Annotated in this window: 24 protein-coding genes, 1 tRNA gene and 1 pseudogene; 16 read left to right on the top strand and 10 right to left on the bottom strand. The window is 66.1% G+C overall.

Going from position 1 to position 22,705, the window contains the following annotated elements; translation table 11 throughout:
- The 4 genes and pseudogenes from ACP97_RS00960 to ACP97_RS00955 form a co-directional block, all read right to left on the bottom strand.
- Positions 1-732: pseudogene (locus ACP97_RS00960) on the bottom strand (hypothetical protein); the annotation flags it as partial.
- Positions 733-842: 110 nt separating this feature from the next.
- Positions 843-1,013, bottom strand: coding sequence for a DUF7838 family putative zinc beta-ribbon protein (locus ACP97_RS20230; protein ID WP_202593526.1), 171 nt, complete (start codon positions 1,011-1,013; stop codon positions 843-845).
- Positions 1,014-1,063: 50 nt separating this feature from the next.
- Positions 1,064-1,204 (bottom strand): rubrerythrin-like domain-containing protein, encoded by a 141-nt coding sequence (locus ACP97_RS19520; protein WP_154019872.1) that lies wholly within the window; start codon positions 1,202-1,204, stop codon positions 1,064-1,066.
- A 135-nt stretch (positions 1,205-1,339) separates the two neighbouring features.
- On the bottom strand, positions 1,340-2,152 hold the full coding sequence (locus tag ACP97_RS00955; protein WP_049995979.1) for a helix-turn-helix transcriptional regulator: 813 nt from the start codon (positions 2,150-2,152) through the stop codon (positions 1,340-1,342).
- 213 nt (positions 2,153-2,365) lie between these two features.
- On the opposite strand from ACP97_RS00955, the gene ACP97_RS20975 reads away from it, so the two are divergent.
- The 8 genes from ACP97_RS20975 (at position 2,366) to ACP97_RS00920 (ending at position 10,450) form a co-directional block, all read left to right on the top strand.
- Positions 2,366-2,497 carry a hypothetical protein gene (locus tag ACP97_RS20975; RefSeq protein WP_272913428.1) on the top strand — a complete coding sequence of 44 codons (132 nt, stop codon included), beginning with the start codon at positions 2,366-2,368 and terminating at the stop codon, positions 2,495-2,497.
- A complete protein-coding gene (locus ACP97_RS00950; protein WP_049995978.1) occupies positions 2,491-3,495 on the top strand; it encodes a YeiH family protein in 1,005 nt (334 codons plus the stop codon). The genes ACP97_RS20975 and ACP97_RS00950 overlap by 7 nt, the downstream gene beginning before the upstream one ends.
- Positions 3,496-3,546: 51 nt before the next feature.
- Positions 3,547-4,284: a helix-turn-helix domain-containing protein gene (locus tag ACP97_RS00945; protein WP_049995977.1), complete on the top strand. Its 738-nt coding sequence runs from the start codon at positions 3,547-3,549 to the stop codon at positions 4,282-4,284.
- A gap of 94 nt (positions 4,285-4,378) precedes the next feature.
- Positions 4,379-5,248, top strand: coding sequence for a sulfurtransferase (locus ACP97_RS00940; RefSeq protein ID WP_049995976.1), 870 nt, complete (start codon positions 4,379-4,381; stop codon positions 5,246-5,248).
- Between the two features lie 114 nt (positions 5,249-5,362).
- Positions 5,363-5,947, top strand: a complete 585-nt coding sequence (locus ACP97_RS00935) for a plastocyanin/azurin family copper-binding protein (protein WP_049995975.1) — start codon at positions 5,363-5,365, stop codon at positions 5,945-5,947.
- 76 nt (positions 5,948-6,023) lie between these two features.
- Positions 6,024-7,358, top strand: a complete 1,335-nt coding sequence (trkA, locus tag ACP97_RS00930) for a Trk system potassium transporter TrkA (protein ID WP_049995974.1) — start codon at positions 6,024-6,026, stop codon at positions 7,356-7,358.
- Positions 7,358-8,848 (top strand): TrkH family potassium uptake protein, encoded by a 1,491-nt coding sequence (locus ACP97_RS00925; RefSeq protein ID WP_049995973.1) that lies wholly within the window; start codon positions 7,358-7,360, stop codon positions 8,846-8,848. Before trkA ends, ACP97_RS00925 begins: the two co-directional genes overlap by 1 nt.
- A 57-nt stretch (positions 8,849-8,905) precedes the next feature.
- On the top strand, positions 8,906-10,450 hold the full coding sequence (locus tag ACP97_RS00920) for a TrkH family potassium uptake protein (protein ID WP_049995972.1): 1,545 nt from the start codon (positions 8,906-8,908) through the stop codon (positions 10,448-10,450).
- Between the two features lie 400 nt (positions 10,451-10,850).
- Here the strand turns inward: ACP97_RS00920 and ACP97_RS00915 are convergent, their stop codons facing one another.
- Entirely contained in the window at positions 10,851-12,719 is a 1,869-nt protein-coding gene (locus ACP97_RS00915) for a PINc/VapC family ATPase (protein WP_049995971.1), read from the bottom strand.
- Between the two features lie 81 nt (positions 12,720-12,800).
- On the opposite strand from ACP97_RS00915, the gene ACP97_RS00910 reads away from it, so the two are divergent.
- The 4 genes from ACP97_RS00910 to ACP97_RS00900 all read left to right on the top strand — a co-directional run bounded on the left by ACP97_RS00910 (position 12,801) and on the right by ACP97_RS00900 (position 15,950).
- The gene (locus ACP97_RS00910) at positions 12,801-13,874 is read left to right on the top strand and encodes a M20 family metallopeptidase (protein ID WP_049995970.1); all 1,074 of its coding nucleotides are present in this window, start codon (positions 12,801-12,803) and stop codon (positions 13,872-13,874) included.
- A 25-nt stretch (positions 13,875-13,899) separates the two neighbouring features.
- Positions 13,900-15,405 (top strand): carboxypeptidase M32, encoded by a 1,506-nt coding sequence (locus tag ACP97_RS00905; protein ID WP_049995969.1) that lies wholly within the window; start codon positions 13,900-13,902, stop codon positions 15,403-15,405.
- Positions 15,406-15,487: 82 nt separating this feature from the next.
- The gene (locus ACP97_RS20225; RefSeq protein WP_202593525.1) at positions 15,488-15,664 is read left to right on the top strand and encodes an HVO_0416 family zinc finger protein; all 177 of its coding nucleotides are present in this window, start codon (positions 15,488-15,490) and stop codon (positions 15,662-15,664) included.
- A gap of 25 nt (positions 15,665-15,689) precedes the next feature.
- Complete coding sequence (locus ACP97_RS00900; protein ID WP_237561045.1) at positions 15,690-15,950, top strand: DUF7533 family protein; 261 nt, start codon at positions 15,690-15,692, stop codon at positions 15,948-15,950.
- Here the strand turns inward: ACP97_RS00900 and ACP97_RS00895 are convergent.
- The gene (locus ACP97_RS00895) at positions 15,947-17,773 is read right to left on the bottom strand and encodes a UvrD-helicase domain-containing protein (protein WP_049995968.1); all 1,827 of its coding nucleotides are present in this window, start codon (positions 17,771-17,773) and stop codon (positions 15,947-15,949) included. The genes ACP97_RS00900 and ACP97_RS00895 overlap by 4 nt on opposite strands.
- Positions 17,774-17,855: 82 nt before the next feature.
- Between ACP97_RS00895 and ACP97_RS00890 the strand changes: the two genes are divergently transcribed.
- Both ACP97_RS00890 and ncsA read left to right on the top strand, forming a co-directional pair.
- Positions 17,856-18,440 (top strand): riboflavin synthase, encoded by a 585-nt coding sequence (locus ACP97_RS00890; protein WP_049995967.1) that lies wholly within the window; start codon positions 17,856-17,858, stop codon positions 18,438-18,440.
- Between the two features lie 132 nt (positions 18,441-18,572).
- Entirely contained in the window at positions 18,573-19,535 is a 963-nt protein-coding gene (ncsA, locus tag ACP97_RS00885) for a tRNA 2-thiolation protein NcsA (RefSeq protein ID WP_049995966.1), read from the top strand.
- 172 nt (positions 19,536-19,707) lie between these two features.
- On the opposite strand, the gene ftsZ is transcribed toward ncsA, so the two are convergent.
- The 3 genes from ftsZ to ACP97_RS00870 all read right to left on the bottom strand — a co-directional run bounded on the left by ftsZ (position 19,708) and on the right by ACP97_RS00870 (position 21,722).
- The gene (ftsZ, locus tag ACP97_RS00880) at positions 19,708-20,847 is read right to left on the bottom strand and encodes a cell division protein FtsZ (RefSeq protein ID WP_049995965.1); all 1,140 of its coding nucleotides are present in this window, start codon (positions 20,845-20,847) and stop codon (positions 19,708-19,710) included.
- Position 20,848: 1 nt separating this feature from the next.
- Entirely contained in the window at positions 20,849-21,022 is a 174-nt protein-coding gene (locus tag ACP97_RS00875) for a ribbon-helix-helix domain-containing protein (RefSeq protein ID WP_049995964.1), read from the bottom strand.
- A gap of 196 nt (positions 21,023-21,218) precedes the next feature.
- The gene (locus ACP97_RS00870; RefSeq protein WP_049995963.1) at positions 21,219-21,722 is read right to left on the bottom strand and encodes a double zinc ribbon domain-containing protein; all 504 of its coding nucleotides are present in this window, start codon (positions 21,720-21,722) and stop codon (positions 21,219-21,221) included.
- A 103-nt stretch (positions 21,723-21,825) separates the two neighbouring features.
- Between ACP97_RS00870 and ACP97_RS00865 the strand changes: the two genes are divergently transcribed.
- Positions 21,826-21,899: transfer RNA gene (locus ACP97_RS00865), tRNA-Tyr, on the top strand.
- Positions 21,900-22,169: 270 nt separating this feature from the next.
- Here ACP97_RS00865 and ACP97_RS19515 read toward each other — a convergent pair.
- On the bottom strand, positions 22,170-22,316 hold the full coding sequence (locus ACP97_RS19515) for a hypothetical protein (RefSeq protein ID WP_154019871.1): 147 nt from the start codon (positions 22,314-22,316) through the stop codon (positions 22,170-22,172).
- A gap of 30 nt (positions 22,317-22,346) precedes the next feature.
- Between ACP97_RS19515 and ACP97_RS00860 the strand changes: the two genes are divergently transcribed.
- Complete coding sequence (locus ACP97_RS00860; RefSeq protein WP_049995962.1) at positions 22,347-22,697, top strand: DUF5789 family protein; 351 nt, start codon at positions 22,347-22,349, stop codon at positions 22,695-22,697.
- The last annotated feature ends 8 nt before the right edge of the window (positions 22,698-22,705 follow it).

Genomic DNA, 22,705 nt, shown 5'->3' with positions numbered 1-22,705 from the left:
ACCCGCCAACCCGTACTCGAAGCCGCGCTCGGTCCGCACCAGCGGCTCCGCACCCGGTTCGACGTTCGCACCCAGATAGTACGAAAGCGGCGCGACCACGTAGATCGCACCGTACTCCGGCGGGATTTCGATGGTCACACCCGTCGCGGGTGGTTCCAGTCCCGCCAACTCCAGCGACTCGCCCAGTTCGACTGTCGGTGGGTGTCCCCGCAGCGTGGGATAGGAGCGCTCCGGACTCGTCGTTTTGAGCGCCGACCCGAACGTCGACACCGCCTGCATCATCGCCTCCGGCTCCGCTGGCGTCTGCACCGTCACCGCCGGCCGCTCGTGGTGCGAGCGCGCGCCGAGCGCCACGTCCGTCCGCTCGCCGAACGCGAAGACCATCTCCTCGGCGTCGGCCTCGATCCGGAGGGAGCTGTCGATTTCGAAATAGAGTTTCACCGGCGCGCTCACCTCCACGGTGTACTCGCCAGCCGGGAGTCGTTCCTGGGCGTGATGTTCGGCGTGGGCCACCACCGTTCCGCTCTCGTCACGGACGTGCACCGACACCACGCTCGGCAGCGCTATCGAATCCGTCCGGATCGAGACGGCGCTGTCGACCGGAAACCGGAACTCCTCGGTGGCGCACGGCTCCGGACTGACCGCTCCCGTCGAGAGCACATATCGGTGGCGCTCTATCGGGTCCACCACCGCCAGTCCACCCGCCGCCCGCTCGAAGGTGGGGCGTATCATCGGCATCCGCCCGTGTGGTGACCCCTCATATATTCGACGTACCTCGGTACCTATTGTAAACAGTCGCTACGAGAAAAGTGTGTGGCCGGTTCGTTGGGTGGCCATCGGAACTACGCGGACGCGCTCGTGTCGATCTCGTCACCGATTGTGACGAACCCGTACCCACAATCGGGACAGCGCCATTTGGTCTTCTCGCCGAGATGCAGCGTCGTGCTCGCCGCACGGTAGAACACTCGTTGGTCGTCACACACCGGACAGCGCTGTTCGCGTTCGAGGCTCATAGCGTCGAATGGCGACCACCATCCCTCAATCTACTGGTTTCGCATACGACCTATTCGAGCGACATCGCCCGGTTCTGGAAGCTCCCGCCACAGGAGCACTCGCCGGGATGAGTCTTTCGCTCGACGATCTTGCCACACTGGAGACATTCGTAGGTCGACTCGCGCTCCGACTCCTCGACGACGTCGTACATGTGGCCTCCTACTGCGCCCGTATTAATAGTCCTTATGTGACTATGACATAATACCACAATAGTGACCGAGCACGGTGGCGTCCCGAACACGCCGGGGTGAGCGGCCCGGCGGCGGTCGGTGGTCGGCGGGTCTCCCTATTCATGCTCGCCGGGTGCCGCGCCGGGGGAGAGTCGGGAGAGGCTGGGGTGGTCGTCGAGCGAGATCGCGTCGGCGCGGTAGCTCGCATAGACGTCCTCGGCCCACTCGCGCGCGGCGGGCGCGTCGGTGTCGGCGTACGTCCGCAGGAGTCCGGTGTCGTCGTCGTAGATGCCGACACCGACGCGCTCGTCACAGAGCGTCAGCCCGAAGGGGAGGTCGTCATTGACCAGCATGGTGAGATTACCGCTCTCGATGACGTGCTCGGCGCGGTCGGGGTTGGTTTCGAGGAGTTCCTCGACGACCGCCGGCGGGAAGACCACCTCGGTCGCCATGCCGTCGACGATACGTTCGTAGAGGGCGTCGACGTGCAGCGGGTTGATGGTCGCCGGGTCGAGACCGCGGAGTTCGTCGGTTCTGCTGACGAGCGCCATGAACCGCTCGACCGGCCGGTACGGGTTGCCCGGTGCGGCCGTCGTCACGGTCGCGTCGGCGAACGCGCCGACGTCGAAGGCGACGTCGTGGGCGTCCGCGGTGGCCACCATCGGCGCGAGCGCCGTCGCCGAGTCGATGGTCGTCGCGAACGCCGTGACCTCCGTCGCACACACCGTCCCCAACGGCGTGAGCACGAACGCGCCCGCCTCGCGCTCGACGAGACCACGCTCCCTGAGCGAGCGCGTGAGACGGTGGACGGTGGATTTCGAGACGTCGAGATGCGTCTCCAGTTCACGTCGGTCCATCGCTCCGGCCTCTTGCAGCGCTGCGAGCACTGGCGCACGCCTGACGAGTTCGACGAGGCGCTCGGTGTCCATCCTCTGCGTGCTATTTTGCCACACAGGTAATAAACGTATCTCCAGGCGACCGTCGATTGAAGCCGTACCCATCGCGCATCGGACACGAATGAACGGCCGAGTTGGCGTGCGCCAACCGAGACGCTATGATTCCCATCGACGGATGGACGATCGAGATGCAAGCCAGTCGTCGAGCGGGCCGGAACGGTATCGATCACAGGATCGGGGGGATGCATGGATAACGACTCGAACATGATGAGAACGCTTGCCCGCTACTGGACGGCGCTGTCGCACGACTGGCAGGCGGTGGTGCTCGGCGCGCTCGTCTTGCTGGTCGTCGCCGCGGGTGTTCCGATTCCGTGGTGAACGTCCGCGAGTCGGTGCTGCCTGGTATCGGCGTGCTCGTGGTCATCGGACTGGCCGCGCGGGCGCTCGCGACGGTCGTCCCGACGAGCCACCTGATCCTCGCGATCGTCGTCGGGCTGCTCGTCGGCAACCTCTACGGCGTGCCCGACTGGGCGAGCGCCGGGGTCGGAACGAACAAGCTCTGGCTCGAAGGCGGGATCGTCCTGATGGGCGCGAGCGTCGCCCTCGATCGCGTCGTCGACGCCGGCCCGACGATCCTCCTCCTCGTGATCGCCACGGTGATGACGACCATTCTGACTGTCGAAGTGCTCGCGCGCGGCGCGTTCGGCATCCGCGGGAAGATCGGTTCGTTGCTCGCGGCCGGATCGAGCATCTGTGGCGTCTCGGCGGTCGTCGCGACGGCCGGCAGCATCGAGGCCGACGAGGACCAGATCGCCTACGCGGCCGCCACGGTACTACTGTTCGACGCCGTGACGCTGCTCGCCTACCCAGCGCTCGGTCACCTCTTCGGGCTCTCGGACAAGGTCTTCGGCGTCTGGGCGGGGCTGACGATGTTCAGTACCGGCCCCGTGACCGCCGCCGGCTTCGCCTTCTCACAGGCGGCCGGCCAGTGGGCGCTCCTGGTTAAGCTCACGCGCAACGCGCTCATCGGCCTCGCGGCTATCGCCTACGCGCTCTACTACATCCGTCGTTCGGGCGGCGAGCGCGGGGACGCCGTTCCCGGCGGCATCGGCTACCTCTGGCACTCGTTTCCGAAGTTCGTCCTCGGCTTTCTGGGACTCATGCTGGTCGCGAACACCGGCGTGCTCGGTGGAGCCCAGCTCGCCTCGCTCGAACACGCCGCCGACTGGCTATTCCTGTTGGCCTTCGCCGGTCTCGGACTCGACATCCGCCTCGACGAACTCCGCTCGACGGGTCTCAAACCGGTCCTGGCCGTGCTCGTGAGCCTCATCTGTGTGAGCACCGTCTGTCTGCTCGTCCTCACGACGCTGTTTTAGGCGGCTCCGGAAACGGCATGTTCTTTTCGCGCGCGCCGAACGGACGGATGGATGCGGGAGTTCACGTTCACCATCGAGTACGAGCGCGGGGCCGACCCCATCATGGACGCCTTCATCGACGATCCCGATGCAGTGGCGCGCTCGCTCGACGGCTTCGTGACCGAAGAGCGGTTCTGGCGCATCGAGCGCATCGCCGGCTCGCCGGCGACGCTCGACCGCATCGAGGCGATCCGCTTCGACGACGACACCTGCGGCGAGTCGCTCACCGAACGCGACTGCGAGGCACAGCGCTATCACGACGTGCTCGAACGCGGCGAGAACCGACTCGTCGTCTACACTTATCTCGACGAGATCAGCGCCTGCGAGTCCGTCCACACCCTCTCGGGAAAACATCTCCCGCCCGGACTCGTCTTCGAAACCCTCCGAAGCGAGAACCGTCACTCCTGGCGCGTGCTGATGCGCTCAGATGCAAAGGTAGGCGTGCTCTACGACGAACTCGCCGCCCGGCTGCGCGACGGGCTCTCCTTTCGGATGGGCCATCTCCGCGACGCCGACGGCTGGCAGCGCGACTCGCTGGCGTCGGTCTCGGTGGCGGCCGAACAGCGCGCGGCGCTCCAGGCGGCCGTCGAGGACGGGTACTACGAAACCCCACGAGAGACGACGCTCGACGAACTCGCCGACGAGCTCGATATCCCCCGTTCGACGCTTTCCTATCGGCTCCGACAGGCAGAGAGCCAGCTCGCGCGCCGCTACGTCGCCGACGACGAGCGCGATCGCTGGCTCCGGTAGCCCGTTTTCAGTACGTCGCCCAACGGTGAGCGGCGCGTCGTCGATAGCCACAGCACGGGTTTAATAGCCACTGCGACCTAGCGGACGGTAAGCGATGACCGACCACGCGACGGACGTGCTCGTCCCGCCGGAGTGGGTCGCGGCGCGCCTCGACGAGTTCGTGGCCGACGACCCCGCCGCCCGCCTGCTCGAGGTCGATCTCGACCCGAGCAGCTACGAGACGGGCCACATCCCAGGAGCGACGAAGCTCGACTGGAAGGAGGATCTCCAGGACTCGACGGCGTTCGACATCCCGTCGGTCGCCGACTTCGAGGCGCTGCTCGGCGAGATCGGTATCACCCCCGACTCGACCGTCGTCGTCTACGGCGACATGATGAACTGGTTCGCCGGCTACGGCTACTGGCTGCTCAGCTACTACGGCCACGCCGACGTCCGCCTGCTCGACGGCGGCCGCGACGGCTGGCTCGCCGAAGACTACGACCTCACCGATGAAGTTCCGGAATTCGGCCCGCAGTCGTACACCGGCGCGAGCCCCAACGAAGCGATCCGTGTCGACCGCGCGGCAGTCGAGACGGCGATGACTCGTGAAACCTCGCTGGTCGACGTCCGAACCCCCGAGGAGTACCGCGGCGAGGTGCTCGCGCCGCCGGGCTGGAACGAGGGCGTCCAGCGCGGCGGGCACATCCCCGGCGCGGTGAACGTCCCGTGGAGCCAGGTCGTCGACGCCGACGGCCGGTTCAAATCCGAAGAAACCATCCGGAACATCTACCGCGAGGCGGGCATCGACGAGGAGGTGGTCGTCTACTGTCGCATCGGCGAGCGCTCGGCGCTGACCTGGTTCGTCCTCCACGAGCTGCTCGACTACGGGAGCGTGCGCAACTACTACGGCTCGTGGGTCGAGTGGGGTAATACCGTCGGCGCGCCCATCGAGCGCGGTCGGCGGGCCGGCATCCGCGGCGAGTAGCCTCGTTCGACGGAAAAGATGCCTCGCTGCACGATCGTGTCCATCGGTAGCGCAGGCCGCCGAACACGACGATATCCAACGCCTTTTGTCCGTCCTCCCGAAAGCTCTCGGCGAATGCAACGAACGAATCGGCGACGGTTCCTCGCCGGCATCGCCACGGCCAGCGCCGCACTCGCGGCCGGCTGTAGCAGCGGTTCCTCCAGCGGCGACGGCGGCGACGGTAGCGGCGGCGGGAACGGGACGACGAGCGGTGGCGCTGGCGAAACGACGAGCGGCGAGAGCGCCGGTGCGGGCACCGACGGAAGCGCCGGATCGACGAGCGATGGCAACGCAACGACCGGTGGGAACGGAACGAGTGCCAGTAGTGCGAGTAGCGGAGAGATGACCACGGTCGCGGCTGGCCCGGACGGGAAACTCGTCTTCGAGCCGGAGCACGTGGAGGTGTCGGTCGGTGACACGGTGTCGTGGGAGTTCGAGAGCGCCGGTCACAACGTCAGTGCCGTGCCGAAGGACAGCGAGAAAGTGAGCCTCCCCGACGGCGCGAAGCCGTTTGCCTCCCACGAGAGCGGCGACCCCTACGCCGTGGTTGAGGAGGGCAAGACCTACGAACACACCTTCGAGACCGCCGGCGAGTATACCTACGTCTGCATCCCCCACGTCAGTTCGGGGATGGTCGGCACGGTCACGGTCACGGAGTGAGCGGGCGGGCGACGCTGAAAGGGAAATCCACTTACTCGCCGGCGAGAACCGTCGGTATGGTCAGAGGGCGATACCCGTGCGCGTGATCATCGTCGGGGCCGGACAGGTCGGCTCCTCGATCGCCGAGAGCCTCGACGACGATCACGAGGTCGTCGTGATCGACACCGACGACAACCGCGTCGAATCGCTCACCTACTCGCTCGACGTGCTCGCCATCGAGGGCAACGGCACGTCGCTTTCGACGCTGCGGGAGGCCGGCGTTGAGCAGGCGGACATGGTCATCGCGAGCACCGACGACGACGAGACGAACATCGTCACCTGCGCGACGGCCAAGACGGCGAGCGACCCCTTCACCATCGCCCGCGTCAGATCGACGAACTACCTGGCGACGTGGGAGGAAGCCGGCGGCGCGTTCGGCGTCGATTTCATGGTCTCGACGAACCTGCTGGCCGCCGAGACCATCGCCCGCGTCATCGGGCTGCCGGCCGCCCAGAACGTCGATGTCTTCGCCGAAGGGAGCGTCCTGTTGGCGGAGTTCTGCATCCCCGAGAACAGTCCCGTCGCGGGCCAGACGGTCGCCGAGGCTGACCACTTCACCGAACTCACCCTCGCGGCCGTGCTCCGCGAGGAGGGCGTTCTCATCCCGGAAGGCGAGACGGAACTCGAAGCCGGCGACGAGATCATCGTCATCGGCAGCCCCGAGAGCACGCGCGCGTTCGCCGCCGACCTCGCGCCCGACCGCGACAGCGACGGACAGGACGTCGTCATCATCGGCGGGAGCGAGATCGCCGTCCAGACGGCCCAACTGCTCGAAGAGCGAGGGCTGTACCCGCGACTCATCGAGCGCGACGAGGGGCGCGCGCGCGAACTCGCCGAGGCCCTCCCTCATACTACTGTTATGTCGAGCGACGCCACCGACCGGGAGTTCCTCGCGCGCGAACACGTCGGCGACGCCGACGTGGCCATCGCCGCGCTCGGCTCCGACGAGAAGAACCTGCTGGCATCGCTGCTCGCCACGCGTGTCGGCGTCAGTCGGACGGTGGCGGTCGTCGAGAGCGCCGAATACACCGATCTCTTCGAGGCGGTCGGCGTCGGCGCGGCCATCAACCCGCGCGATGCGACCGCCGAGGAGATCATCCGCTTCACCCTCGACGGCCACATGGAGAACATCGCCATCATCGATCACGACCGCGCCGAAGTCCTCGAAATCGAGATCGGCCCCGACAGCTCACTCGCCGACCGCCCCATCAGCGAGTCCGCCGCCGACCTCCCGGCACAGGTCACCGTCGGCGCGATAACCCGCGATGGTGAGTTCATCACCCCGCGGGGCGATACGGTGGTCGAGGTGGGTGACCACGTCGTCGTCTTCGCACAAACCGACGCCATCGACGCGGTGGCACGCCGCGTCTGATGGCGATTCGGGTCGACGTCCGGACGAGCGCGAGTTTCCTCGGGATCGTCCTCCAAGCACTCGCGGCCCCGCTGGCCGCGCTCGTCGCCGTTGCGCTCGTCTACGGCGAAGCACTGCTCCCGTTCGCCGTCCCGACGGTGTTCGCGCTCGCGGTCGGCACCGGACTGAAGCGCTTCGAGCGCTCGACGCCCGGCCCGCGCGAGGCGTTCTTGCTGGTGGCGCTCGCGTGGCTCGCCGTCGCGCTCGTCGGCACCATCCCCTTCGTCCTCGCCGGCGCGGGCACGCTCGCCCACCCGGTCAACGCCCTCTTCGAGGCGATGAGCGGCATTACGACGACCGGTGCGACCGTCATCGGCGATTTCAGCGTTCACTCGCGGTCGATACTGCTCTGGCGCAGCGTCCTCCAGTGGCTCGGCGGTCTCGGGGTGTTGGTGCTTGCAGTCGGCCTGCTTTCGGAACTCTCGGTTAGCGGCGCACAGCTGATGGAAACCGAAACCCAGACCACCGACGTCACCAAGCTCGCGCCGAAGATCACCAAGACCGCACGGCTGCTCGGCGGCATCTACGCCGGACTCACGGGGTTGATGGTTGTCGTGTTGTTCGCACTGCATCTTTCCGGGATGGCACCCGCGATGACGCTTTACGACGCGGTCGCCCACGCACTCACCGCCGTCTCGACGGCGGGCTTCTCGCCTAAAGCGGCGAGCATCGGCGCGTTCTCGCCGGCGGTCCAGTGGGCGACGATCCCGTTCATGTTCGTCGGCGCGACCAACTTCGTGTTGCTCTATCACCTCACGCAGGGCGACCCGAGCCGCCTGCGCGAAAGCGAGGAGTTTCGTTTCTATCTCGGGATCGTCCTCACCGCGACGGCGCTCGTCGCCACGTCGCTCGCACTCGACGGCCGGTTCGGAACCGTGGAAACGACGCTCCGACACGCGCTCTTTCAGGTCGTCTCGATATTCACGACCACGGGCTACGCGACGGTCGATTTCGACGCGTGGTCGGTGCTCTCGCGACACGTCCTCTTCGTCGGGATGTTCATCGGCGGGATGGCCGGTTCGACCACCTGCTCGATCAAAACCGTCCGCTGGCTGGTCGTCGTGAAGACCTTTCGGCGCGACCTCTTTACGGCCATCCACCCGGAGGCGATCCGCCCGGTGCGCCTCTCGGGGTCGCCGATCGACGAGACCACCATCCGCGACATCTACACCTACACGCTCGTGAGCATCGTCATCGTCTCGCTGTTGACGGTGTTCGTCGTCGTCGACGCCGCACGGGTCGGTCTCGATCTCACCGAGTTCGAGGCGATGAGCGCGGCGGCCTCGACCGTTCTCAACATCGGCCCGGCCTTCGGCTTCGCGGGTCCCTACGGGAGCTACGAGGGGTTTCCCGTCTCGACGAAACTCGCAATGACGCTCCTGATGTGGGTCGGGCGCATCGAGATCGTGCCCGTGCTCGTGCTCTTTACGGGCGCGTTCTGGCGGTCGTAGAACGATGGACTAATTTGGGAGACAGTCGCCAAGCCGAACGTGGCTTTGAACTGGTCGATGGGCCGGCTGCGTGTCGATTGGCGGGCGAGTGTCGGTCTCGTCGGCACGGTCGTCAAGTACCTCTCGGCGACGCTGCTCGTCCCGCTCGCGGTGGCGCTGTTCTACGGGCGGGACGTGCTGACGTTCGCCATCGCGTTCGTCGTCACCGTGGTCGTCGGACTGGCGCTCGAACGCGCGGAGCCGAATCCCGACCTCGGCGCGCGCGAGGGCTTTCTGATGGTCGCGCTCACGTGGGTCGTCGTCACCCTCGTGGGGGCGATTCCGTACCTGCTGGCGGGCTTTGGCACCGCATCGACGCTCGCCCATCCCGCCAATGCGATCTTCGAGGCGATGAGCGGCTTTACGACCACTGGCGCGACGGTGATGGGCGAGATCTCCTTCGACCAGCACTCGCACGCACTCTTGCTCTGGCGACAGCTCACCCAGTGGCTCGGCGGGATGGGCATCGTCGTCCTCGCCGTGGCCATCCTGCCGGAACTCTCGGTCGGTGGCGCACAACTGATGGACGCCGAAGCGCCCGGTCCGGGCATCGAGAAGCTCACGCCGCGCATCGCGAAGACCGCGCGCGTGCTCTGGCTCGCGTACTTGGGATTTACCCTCCTCGAGATGGTGCTCCTCTACGGGCTGCATCTCGCCGGTCTCGCCCCGAACATGGAACTGTACAACGCCGTCGCCCATCCGCTCACGACGATGCCCACGGGTGGCTTCTCGCCCGAAGCCCGCTCGATAGAGGCGTTCTCGGCAGCCGTCCAGTGGGTCATCATCCCCTTCATGGTCGCCGCCGGGACGAACTTCGCGCTCTTCTGGCACGTTCTCAGTGGCGATCCACGCGAGTTGACCGACGACATCGAGTTCCGCTCGTACGTCGGCGTCATCGGCGTGCTCACGGCGCTCGTCGCCGGACTGCTCTTCGCCGGCACGGGCATCGAGACCGTCACGGATGCGGTGCCGCCGATAATGGGCGAAGTCGAGGACTCGGTCCGTCACGCCGCGTTCAACGTCGTCTCGGTCATCACGACGACGGGCTACGCCAACATGGACTTCAACACGTGGAGCGACCCCGCCCAGTACCTCCTCCTGTTCGGGATGTTCATCGGTGGCTCGGCCGGCTCGACCGGCGGCGCGATCAAGATCGTCCGCTGGGTCGTCATCGTCAAATCCCTCCGTCGAGAGCTCTTCACGACTGTCCACCCCGAGGCCGTCTCGCCGGTGCGCCTCGGCGGTCGCGTCGTCGACGAGCGCGCCATCCGCGGCATCTACGCGTTCACGCTGCTGTATCTCGTCTTCTTCTTCGTCGCCACCTTGCTGGTGGTCGCCGACGCCTGGCGCGTCGGCCAGCAGGTCCCCGCCTTTGAGGCGATGAGCGCCGTCGCCGCAACCCTCGGGAACGTCGGTCCGGGCTTCGGAGCCGTCGGCCCGATGAACAACTACCTCGACTTCCCGGCCACCTCGAAACTGCTCATGACCTTCCTGATGTGGATCGGCCGGCTCGAAATCCTACCCGTGCTCGTCCTCCTCACTCCGTCGTACTGGCGCACCTGAAAGCCCTCGCTCGCGCTTGGCGCGCTCGCTCGCCCTTTTCGTGTTGCTCAAAAACGCCGCAGCGCGGCGTTTTTGGCATGCGAAAAATCTTCGATTTTTCGGCACCACCAGGCCGCAACCGCAACGCATTGCGCGGGCCGGGCCACGCGCCCGGCCCGCGCAGAGTCCGCAATCCACCATTTCCGCACCGCAGCCCTACCTTTCCCGTCGGAGCGCGTCCGGCTGACGCCGGACGCGCTCCAGCCGACAGCTCCACAACCGCACAACACCGCACCGCCGAAGCCCTCGGCTACTCGCTTCGCTCGTAGCCTCGCCCTTCATCCACTAGGAACCGCACCCGCACCGCAACCACGCCGCAGCCACGGGTACGAATCACAGAAAATCGACCGGCTGTGGTTGCCTACGACGGCGCGACCGTGACCTGCCGCCCGCGGTCGATGGCCTGCTCCAGCTCCTCGGCGATGGCGCTCCCACGGGAAACCTGCACCTCGCCGCCGCGCGAGACCGTCGCCGTGAACAGATACTCGCCGTTGGCCTGCACCTCGACCGTCTCGCCCGCGTGACCCTCCATCGGGATGACGACGTGTCGAGCAGTAATTTCGGGCGTCACGATATCGCCCGCACCGCTGCCGCCACCGCCGCCCGCACCGCCACTCGACCCGCCAGCACCGCCGCCGGACCGCCCATCGGGCCGCTCGTCGAACGTCCGCACGTCGATGTCGATGCCCAGCCTGTTCTCGATGTCGGTGATGCGCCCGCCACCCTTGCCGATCACCGTCGAGATATCGGCCTCCTCGACGTAGACCACAGCCGTATTCGCACTCTTGAGATCGACCTCACAGCTCCCGTGCGCGACCGAGCGGATCTCCCGCTCGATCTCCTGCTTTGCGATCCTGTCGACGCCACTGTCCTCGCTCTCGGCGTCGCCCACCGGCACGGTGACGACCTGCCGGTTGAAGCTGTATATCTCGTACTCCGGCCGCCCGGTCTCGAAGTCCCGGACCTGGATGACGGGTCGCGCGAGGTCCTCCTCCATCAGCCCCTCGGGAACCTTGACCTCCGTCTTGACGTCGTAGACGGTGGCGATCTCGCCGGCCTCGACGAACACTACGGTGTCGACCACTTGGGGTATCATACCCAACTCGACGCGACCGACCAGTCGCCCGAGCGCGTCGATGGCCCGCGTCGCGTGGACGACCCCGACCATCCCGACGCCCGCGAGGCGCATGTCCGCGAACACGGAGAAGTCCTCGGTCTTGCGGACCTCGTCGTAGATAGTGTAGTCCGGTCGTACCATCAACAGCGAATCGGCCGTGTTCTCCATGCGCCCGTCGAGCTCGGTGTACTGGGTCACGTCGGGACCCACCTGCAGGTCGCGCGGCTTCTCCATCGTCTTCACCGAGAAGCCCGAATCGGCGAGGAACTCGGCGACCGCACCCGCAAGCGTCGATTTCCCCGCTCCGGGTGCGCCGGCGACGAGCACGCCGCGCTGGTGGTCGAGCAGGCGCTCGCGGAGGTCCTCGGCGTAGTCGTAGTCCGCCAGTTCGGTCTCGGCGATCGGGCGAACCGCCGTGATCTCCAGCCCGTCGGCAAAGGGTGGCTCGGCGAGCGCGATGCGGTACTCGCCGAACTGGACGATCGTCATCCCGTTACTATCGAGTTCGACGAACCCGTCGCTCGACGCGCGCGTGGCGCTCTCGATTTCCCCCATCCACTCGCGGAGTTCGCCCTCGGTGAGCGCCTCGTCGCCGATCTCCTCGAAGCGCATCTCGCCGACCGTCCCGCGCTTCGCCATCGGCGGAACATCGGTTTTGAGGTGGACGCTCATCGTCTCGTCGTCGAAGAACTCCTCGATGGAAAGCGCCTCGACCTCACGGACCTCGGGTTCGACGTACTCGACGGAAAGCCCGGTGGCGCGGGCGACCTCGCTCTGAACCTCGTCGCTCGTGAGGAGGGTTGCGCCGTGCTCGGCCGCGAGGTCGCGGATGAGCGCGTCGACGCTGCCCTCGGCGGCGCTGTGGCGCTCGCTCGCGTCGGGTCGCCGCCCGATGTATTCGATCTCGATCTCGCCGTCGTCGGCGAGGTCGGTGAGTCGCTGGAGTTCGTCGAGACCCTCCCAGCCGGTTTCGGTCCTGGCGTTGGCCTGGGCTTCGAGTTCGGCGACGACTGCCTCGGGAACCGCGACCGTCTCGCCGGAGAGCGCACCGCTCGCCGCTCGTTCGGACACGCGTCCGTCGATGACGGCGCTCGTGTCCGGGACGATAGTCATGAGCGAACAACGCCGGCGAGCGGCATAAGGATGTTCAAGCGCGGGCGAAAGCGCTTATGCGCCGCTGCCCGACCGCCAGTCATGTCCGGCCTCTCTGCCCTCACCCGCGACCTCGTTGCGATCCCGAGTCACGACGACGAGACCGAAGTCGGCGACTTCATCGAACACTGGCTCCGCCGCGAGACCGACGCCGACGTGACTCGTGACGAGATCGGCAACGTCATCGCCCGGCGCGGGAGCGGTGGAACGTCGCTCGCGCTCGTCGGCCATCACGACGTGGTGCCGCCGGACGATTCGCAGCTCGACGGCGGCGAATACGTCCTCACGGAGCGCGACGGCCGCCTCTACGGGCGCGGTGCGGCGGACATGAAAGGCGCTGTCGCGGCCGCGATGTGTGCCTTTCGTGACGTGAGTCCTGAGAGCGAACTCGTCTTCGCCAGTTTCGTCGGCGAGGAGATCGGTGGCGAGGGCGCACGCCACGCCATCGACGAGGGATTCGCACCCGACTACGCCATCGTCGGCGAAGGCTCGACGGGATACTCGGCGGCCGGCGTGACGGACGTCGCAATCGCCCACAAGGGCCGGCGGGCGAGCACTATCACCGCCCGCGGGACCGCCGCACACGCGAGCGAACCCGAGGCCGGCGAGAACGCCATCTACCGGGCGGGTGAGGCGGTCGACGGAGTTCGGGAGATGGACGGGCCGAGCGCCGACGTTCTCGGCGAGAGCGTGAAGGGAAGTGTCGTCGTCACTGAGATCGAGGGCGGGTCGGCGTGGAACGTGATCCCCGAATCCTGCTCGGTGACCGTCGACGAGCGAACAGTCCCAGGAGAGCGCGCGCCGCTCTCGCGGGTCGAGTGTGAGGGCGTCGAATGGGAGATCGATCAGGACCTTCCGCCGATGGCCTGCGACGACGAGTCGTTCGCCCAGCAGGTGCTCGCGGCCGCTGACGAGGCTCAATACGGTGACCCCGAGGCGGTGACGAAACCGCACGCGACCGATGCGGGCTGGCTCGCCGAGGCGGGGGTGACGTGCGTGGTCTGTGGCCCCGCCGAGCCGGGCGAGGCGCACACCAAAGGCGAAAGCGTCTCGCTCGACGGACTGGAGCGTTGTTATGCCATCTACCGGAGCGTGGCATTGGGAGGCAAGAATTGATAGGCCGCCGCCCCGGGATTCGAGTATGGCAACCGACGCCACGCAGACCACCGCCTACGGGGATCTCGTCGAGCGCTACGAGCGCATCTCGAACATCGAGAACGCAGCAGGCGTGCTCAACTGGGACCAGGAGGTGATGATGCCCGCGGGCGGCACGCCCGCGCGCTCGGCACAGCTCTCGGCGCTCTCGGCGACGAGTCACGAACTCCTCACGGAGGAAGCGATGGGTGAGGCACTCGATGCGGCCGAGAGCGCGGACCTCACAGGAGAGGAGGCTGCCGCCGTCCGCGAGATCCGCCGCCAATACGAGCGTGCGACGCGCGTTCCAACCGACCTCGTCGAGGAGATTTCGAAGACGACGAGCGAAGCGCTACCGATTTGGAAGGAGGCCAGAGCCGGGGACGATTTCTCGAAATTCGCGCCCGTTCTGGAGAAACTCATCGGTCTCAAGCGCGACTACGCCGAGCACATCGACCCCGACCGGCCGGCCTACGAGGTGCTCTTCGAGGATTACGAACCGTATCTCGGTCTCGACACCGCCGAGGAGATCCTGGAGCGCCTGCGCGAGGAACTCGTCCCCCTCATCGACCGAGTGGGCGCGAGTGACGTGGAACTCGCCCGACCCTTCGAAGGGGAATTCGACGCCGACACGCAGGAAGAACTCACCCGCGACGCGCTCGATACGTTGGGCTACGACTGGGACCGGGGCCGACTCGACACCGCGCCGCATCCGTTCTCGACGGGCACCACCTTCGACGCGCGCGTGACGACGCGCTACGACGAGGCAGACATGCTCGGCGCGCTCACGAGCACCATCCACGAGTTCGGCCACGCGACCTACACGCAGGGCCTGCCCGACGACGAGTACGGAACGCCGCTCGGCGAGAACAGAAATCTCTCGGTCCACGAGTCACAATCCAGACTCTGGGAAAATCACGTGGGCCGCTCGGAGCCGTTCTGGTCGCTCTTTTTGCCCCGAGTCCACGAACGCTTCCCGGAACTCGACGATGTCACCGCACGAGAGGCCTACGAGGCTGCCAACCGCGTCTATGATGACAACCTCATTCGGGTCGAGGCGGACGAACTGACCTACCATATGCACATCGTGCTCCGATTCGAGATCGAGCGCGAACTCATCGAGGGCGACCTCGACGTGAGCGAGGTCCCCCAAGTCTGGAACGACAAGATGAAGGAGTATCTCGGGGTCCGGCCCGACACCGACGCTCAAGGATGTTTGCAGGACATCCACTGGTCACACGGCACCTTCGGGTACTTCCCCACCTATTCGCTCGGCAGCGTGCTCGCGGCGCAGTTGTACGCGAGCGCCGACGAAGACATCGACGACCTCGACGGGCAGATCGAACAGGGGAAATTCGGCCCGCTGCACGACTGGCTCACCACCAATGTCCACCAGCACGGCAAGCGCTACACGACGCCGGACCTCGTCGAGGAGGCCACCGGCGAACCGTTCACCGCCGACCACTTCCTCGACTACGTGAACGAGAAATACGGCGCGCTGTACGTCCTCTGAGGCCACACGTCGGTTTCGATCGCTGTGGAGGATGGTCGCAGCCACCAGAGCTATATGGCTGGTGTGCCATAGCGTATCACGTATGGCGACCGCACCGAACGAGACCGACATCGACGATTTTCTGGCCGGGCGCGGCCACGAGACCGACTCACCGGGGTGGGACGAGAGCTACAACAAAAAGCAGTGTCCGGACTGTGGCGGCCTTCACGCGACCGAGGCGAGCACGTGTTCGGTCTGTGGCTGGTCGCCGCGGGACTAGTTCTCTCGCGGGACGAAGCCGGTAAGTGACGCCCCTCCCGAAAGGGGTCGTGGGCATCCTCAACACGCTCGGCCTCGTGGTGACGCTCGCCTTCGCGCTCCCGGTCGCGTTACTCGGTGTGAACCTACTCGTATCGGGGCGCACGGTCGTCGGCGTGGCGCTCTGTCTCGTCGCCGTGTTGATGGTCGCGCTGAAACAGTACGTCACCACGCCCGACGACGTGCCGACGGCGGCCGCCGAGAAGGCGGTTGGTGCGGTGGTGAAGGACGACGAACCCGAGAACTAGTCGGCGGCGGGCGCTTCGGCCTCGTCGAGGACGTCCTCGACCGACACGCCGGAGGGTTCGTTGTCGAGCAACACGTCGACGGGAAGTGTGGGCGCACCGCTGACGAGGTTTTCGAGGAGGACGAGTCGCTCGCGCGCGCGGCTCATCCCGACGTAGAACACGCGACGCTCGTTGTCGGTCAGAAGGGGTACGGGGTCGGTGTTCTTCGAGAACTCCCCGCCCGGCACGTCCGTCCCGTCCGGCACGGAGGCGGCCATCTGCTCGACGACCTTCTCGGTGAGGTCCGTCGCGACGAAGACGTGGTCGGCCTCGCGGCCCTTCGCCGAGTGGATGGTTCCCACACGCACGCGGTCGCGGTCGACGTCCTGATAGTCGCCCGCGAAGTAGGCCTTGACCGATTTCTTCTGGAACTGCGAGGTCTTCCGGAGCATGTCCTCGGCCGCCGCCGGGCCGGGCATGAACGGTGCGTGCTCCTCGACGAGTCCGGGGTCGATGGCGAGGTCGGCGAGATCCTCGACGCCCGTCTCCTCCTGGCGCTCGTCGAGGGCGTCGTAGAGACCGTCGCGGTGGTTGGTGCCGAACGCCGTGTCGGCGAGCATGTCGGCCAGCCGGCGGGCTTCGAGTCCCGTGATGGGTTCGTCGGCGGCGATCTTCTCGACGGCGCGGACGTAGTCCGCGAGCCGGTCGGTCCACATCCGCTGGTCGGTGAGCGCGCGGAAGGGGATCCCCTCACCGATGAACTCGTCCATGAACTGGAAGAGCTGGTAGCGCGCCCGGAAGAGCACCATCACCGTCTCGTCGGTGTTTTCGATTGTCGAACGGACGTTGCGCACGAGGTCGAGTATCGAGGGGCTGTCGATCGCCTCGACGCTGCCGCCCTCGATGCGGGGTCTGAGGTTCTTCTCCTGGCGCTGCTCGATGTGACGGATCTCCCGATTGACGACGGTGAGCACGCGCGATGGCAGCCGGTAGGAGGTGTCGAGGATGACGTCCTCGCCCCCCTCGTCGAGCAGGAGTTGCGGGTCCGCGCCCTGCCAGGCGTAGACCACCTGGTCGTCGTCGCCAGCGATGAGCACGCGCTCGACGTGTGGTTTCCACTCCTCGTAGACCGTGTACTGGAGGGTGGTGATGTCCTGAAACTCGTCGATCACCAGATAGTCGACGCTTGGAATCAACGAGCGCTGTGCGACCCGTTCGAGCATGTCGGCGAAGCCGACCTTGCCCGCCTCGCCCTTGTGCGTCCGCCACGCCCGGATCGCCTCGGGGACGTCGATGCGGTCGTCGCTTGAGGGCCACGTCGGCGTGTACTTGTTACCCTGCTGGGCGTTGTCGTCGATTTCCGGAGGCAAGCGCACCTCTTCGTCGTCCCACTGGAAGGGGACGTCGTACCAGTCGGCGACCTCCCTGGTGGTGCGCTGGAGCCACTGGCTCGTGGCGATGACCTTGTTACCGATGGTGGTCGAGCGGGCGCTCCGCCGGCGCGAGCCTTCGTACTCGTCTTCGAATTCGAGACCGTAGCTCTCGCAGAACTCCTCTTTGTCGCTCTCGCCGACGACGTCGCCACGCGAGAGGTTCAGGAGTTCGTAGGCCTTCGCGTGCATCGTCGAGACGTTGCCCTTGAGCGAGCGCGGACTCACGTCGAGGCGCTCGGCGAGGCGCTCGCGGATCTCGGTGGCCGCGGCTCGGGTGTACGACACCACGAGGACGTCGTCGACGGTGACGTCCGGCTGGTCGAGGATCTCCTCGACACGGTCGAGCAGCGCCGTCGTCTTCCCGCTGCCCGGCCCGCCGAACAGTCGTGTGACGTGCGAATCGGTGGACATTGACCACAACTGGGACCCGGCCATTATAAGCGACGTGGCTCCCGAACGCCACACTCATCCCGCGACGCATTGTACGAGGAGTATGTTCACCGGCATCGTCGAGACCACGGGCGAGGTTCGGGACGTGCGCGACGAGGAGGGCGGACGGCGCATCCATCTGGAGACCGACCTCGCGGGTCTCGCCTACGGCGACTCCATCGCCGTCGACGGCACCTGTCTCACCGTCGAGGAGGTAGATGAGAGCGTCGAGCTGTTCTGCTCGACCGAAACCCTCGATCGGACGACCCTCTCGACGGTCGAGCCGGGCGATGCGCTCAACCTCGAACGCGCACTCGCTGCCGACGGCCGTCTCGACGGCCACTTCGTGCAGGGCCACGTCGATGCGACCGCCGAAGTCCTCGAAGTCGAACAGGTCTGCGAGGACTGGGTTTTCAGATTTTCGCTGCCCGAGGAGGTCGGGCGCTACGTCGTCGAGAAGGGGTCGATAACCGTCGACGGCATCAGCCTCACCGTGGCGGACCTCGACCCCGACTCGTTTTCGGTGGCCGTGATTCCGGCGACCTACGACCTGACGACGATGGGCCGGATGGAACCGGGCGACGGGGTGAACATCGAGGTCGACGTGATAGCCAAATACGTCGAGCGGCTGCTCGATGGCCACCGCTGAGGAACGGCGGTGGCGCGCTCGCACTCGTGCGAACCGAGTGGAACGCTTCGCATCCCACTGGACGTGCGAACGGACGGCGAAGCCGGAGCGGACACCCGACGAGTAAAAGAGTGGAGAGGCGTAATTCGCGGCATGAACTGCACCAAGTGCGACCGCGACGCGGTGGTTCACGCCGCGTACTCCGGGGCGCATCTCTGCGACCACCACCTCCGGGAGTCGGTCGAAAAGCGCGTCCGCCGGCGCATCCGTCAGGATGGTCTCGTCGGTGAGGATGCAACCCCCGAAAACCCCGAGACGTGGCTGGTCGGTCTCTCGGGCGGGAAGGACAGCGTCGTACTGACCTCGATTCTCGACGAGACGTTCGCCGCGGACCCGCGCATCGAACTGGTCGCGCTCACGATCCACGAGGGTATCGAGGGCTACCGCGACGAGAGCCTCGACGCCGCGACCGAACTTGCCGACGGGTTGGACATCCACCACGAGGTGGTGAGCTACACCGACGAGTTCGACCTGGAGATGGACGACGTCGTCGAAAAGGACCCCGAGGGAATGGCCGCGTGTGCGTACTGTGGCGTCTTCCGGCGAGATCTGCTCGCCGATTATGCCCACGAGTTCGGCGCGGACAAACTCCTGACGGGTCACAACCTCGACGACGAGGCCCAGACCGCGCTGATGAACTTCTTCGAGGGCGACGTCGCCCAGATGGCCAAACACTTCGACGCGAGCCTCGGGCCGTTCGACGAGCGCGCGGAGAGTACGGAGTTCGTCCCGCGCGCGAAACCCCTGCGGGACGTACCCGAAAAGGAGGTCGCCCTCTACGCTCACCTCGCCGATCTGCCCGTTCACATGGCCGAGTGCCCCCACTCCACCGAGGCCTACCGCGGCGAGATCCAGGAGCTCCTCCTCGACATGGAAGAGCGCCATCCCGGTACGCGCCACTCCATCATGGCCGGCTACGAGGAACTGGCGAAACTGGCCGCCAGCGCCTACGGCGCGGAAGGTGCCGATCTCGGCGAGTGCGAGCGCTGTGGCAACGCCACGACACGCGAACTCTGTCGGACGTGCCAGCTCACCGAGGCAGTCCACGCGGCCTGAGAGCGCGTACTACACGCGAACGCACGCGGAACTGTCACACTATTTCATCGGAAACGTTTCGGCCGAATCGCTACACTGAGAACCGAAATGATTGGACGGAAAATATAGTTGTTTACTCGCTGTTTGTTCTGCGAGCCGGTCCCGACGGGGCTGGAGGGCCGAAGGCGGGGAGCTATCGGATGACGTCGAGACCGTTCTGCTGTTCGCGCTCATGGCCGCCGTCGCTCTGGGCCGTGTTCGTCTCGAAGTCCTCTTCGAGCGCCGCGCGCGAGCGGTCGGCCTGCTGCTGGGCGTCGGGACCGAGCACCTGGGCGCTCTGGACGCCCGTCATGATGGCCATCACGCGGACCTTGCCCTTGTACTCCTCACGGATGCGCGAGCCCCAGATGACGTTCGCGCTCGGGTCCAACCGATCGGTGACGCGCTCGGCGATCTCTTCTGCCTCCTTCAGGGTGAGGTCGGGTCCGCCGGTGATGTGGACCAGTCCACCGGAGGCACCCCGGTAATCGACGTCGAGCAGGGGGTGAGTCATCGCGTCCTTGACCACCTCTTCGGTCTTGTTCTTGTCCTGTGTCTCGCCGACGAGCATCACAGCCACGCCGCCTTGGTTCATGATGGAGGTCATGTCGGCGTAGTCGAGGTTGATGAGCGACGGCTGGGTGATGGTCTCGGAGATTCCCTTGACCGTCTCGGCGATAAGCTGGTCCATCACCGAGAAGGCCTTGCCGACGGGGAGGTTGGGAACGTAATCGAGCAGGCGGTTGTTGTCGAGCACGATGATGGAGTCGGCCTCGCTGCGGAGTTTTTCGAGCCCCTCCTCGGCCTTGACAGTTCTGGCCCGCTCGACATTGAACGGTGTGGAGACCATCCCGACGACGATGGCTCCCTCGTCGCTGGCGATCTTCGCCACGACCGGGGCGGCTCCGGTCCCCGTCCCGCCACCCATTCCTGCAGTGACGAACACGAGGTCTGCCCCCGAGAGCACCTCCTTGATGGTACCTTGGGCCATCTCGGTCGCGCGCTCGCCCATCTCCGGGTCGCCACCCGCGCCGAGTCCCTGTGTCAGACTCTTGCCGACGAGCACCCGCGTGTCGGCCTCGACCATCTGGAGGTGCTGTTTGTCGGTGTTGATGGCGATGGTCTCGGCACCGTCGACGCCGATGTTGTACAACCTGTTGACGGTGTTGTTGCCCGCACCGCCACAGCCGACGACGACGATGCGCGGGTCGCCGAACTCCTCCAACTCCGTCTCGTCGCGGCGCTGTTTTTCGAGTTCGGCGTTTTCGAGCGCCGACTCGACGATGTCCTGCATCTCAGGCCCTCGCAAACGGTCGTTTGGTGGGGCGCTCTCCGCGACCCTCCTCGGCGACCATCTCCCTGACGGCCGCCCGAATCGCCTCGCTGCGATTCGGGTACTCGCCGAGTTCGACCATTCGTTCGACCTCCTCGATCTGCTGTTTCGGAATTCGCAGTGTCACACGCTCCATTGTTTCTCCTTTTTGCGACGCGTCTTACACACCGAAACCGCACGCCGGGAGCGACGTCGTCCCCGGGCACGCCATCTGTAAGACGGTCGTCTTACGCAAAGTATGCAATTACGGCAGGTGTAATAAAACTACCGGCTTCCGTAAGACGCGTCCCGAATAACGACGAAAACGACGGACACGACGCCTTCTACACCGTTTACGCTCCATCGAGGACGTCGGCTGCAGGGGTCCGTCGGCCACAGCTCGGACAGAACCCCCAGTCCGAGCGCAGCTCGTCGCCGCAGTCACAGAACACCCGGTGAGCCGCCTTCTCCCCGCAATTCGGGCAGTAAACGTGCTCTTCGCCGATTTCCTCACCACACTGCGCGCACGTTTTACGCGCGTCCGACCCCGTTTGCGCCGGCGCGCGCTCCGTCTTACGTCCCGCCGAGTGCCCCTCGCTCGTCTCGACGGAATCGCCGTCGAGCGTGATGTTTACGTTCACGTCCTGCGGTTGAGCGGGCGTAAACGCGCCCAGTCGCTCGTCGATGAGCGCGTCCACGCGCTCGGCGACGATGGCGTCGAGGCTGTCGGACGCCGGTTCCTCGTCCCGCGCGAGATACGCCCGGAGCGCCTCGCGCATCGCCTCGCTCTTGGAGGTCTCCAGGGTTTCGAGCTCGTCGATGAGCTCGTCGTCGGCGCGGAACGTGATCTTGCTCATCCTCACGCGAGCAAACGCCACCGCCCCACTTCAATCTTCCCGGCCGTCGGACGGCGGACGAATGGCAACCGTTAAGTCCGACAGTCGGATTACTCGTGAATGCCCGCCCTTAGCTCAGCCTGGTAGAGCAGCCGACTGTAGATCGGCTTGTCCCCCGTTCAATTCGGGGAGGGCGGACGTTCCCACCTTTTGCTACACTCAATCGCTCCCTGCGGTCGCTCCTTCGCTCGCAAAATCTGGATCAAAAGCCTCATCTCTCCCTCGTCTCGCGGCTTCGCCGCTCGACATCCGAGGCGCAAAGCGCCTCGCTTCGGTCGGTCGTCGGCCCACTCACTCGCTGACGGCTCGTTCGCGGTACAATCGTTGACGCTTTCCGCGCCGCACTCACGGGCCACTCCCTCCCCAGCCGATTCGCCCCGCTCGCGGTGCTCGCTCGCTCATCCACCGTCAGAACGCAGTTCTGACGAACCTGCACTCGCTTGCACTCGTGCAGACCTCGTACGCCGATTCGCGCTCGATGCTCACTTCGTTCGTACACGAGCGCGAGCGCGCCGACCGCAGACGTTCCAGCCGGGTTGCAACTGCCGGTGACATACTTTTTCGTCCGCGTGTCATACGGGGCGTATGCCCGGCGACGAACGTGACACCGACCGCGCACGCGAGCGTCAGCACGACCGCGCCGAACACGTCGAGAGCATCCTCGACGAGGTCGAGACGGACGTGCGCGACCGGAAGTATCCCGTGCAAAGCGAGGAACTCGCCACCGAGTACGCAGACCAGCCAATCGACATGCCAAACGAGACCGAGTCGATGGGCAGCGTCTTCGACCGGTTGGACGACGAGTACGACACTCCCGAGGAGATCCGCGAGGCGCTGCACGGCGAGCTCACCGGTGAAGCAGGGGCGCAAAACGAGTACAACGCGGAACGCGACCTCGAAGCGCTCGACGAAGCCGAAGAGTCGGACCGCGCCTGAGCGGTCCC

The organism is Halococcus sediminicola (assembly GCF_000755245.1).
Classification (GTDB): domain Archaea; phylum Halobacteriota; class Halobacteria; order Halobacteriales; family Halococcaceae; genus Halococcus; species Halococcus sediminicola.
This window is presented reverse-complemented; position numbering and strand designations above follow the sequence as displayed.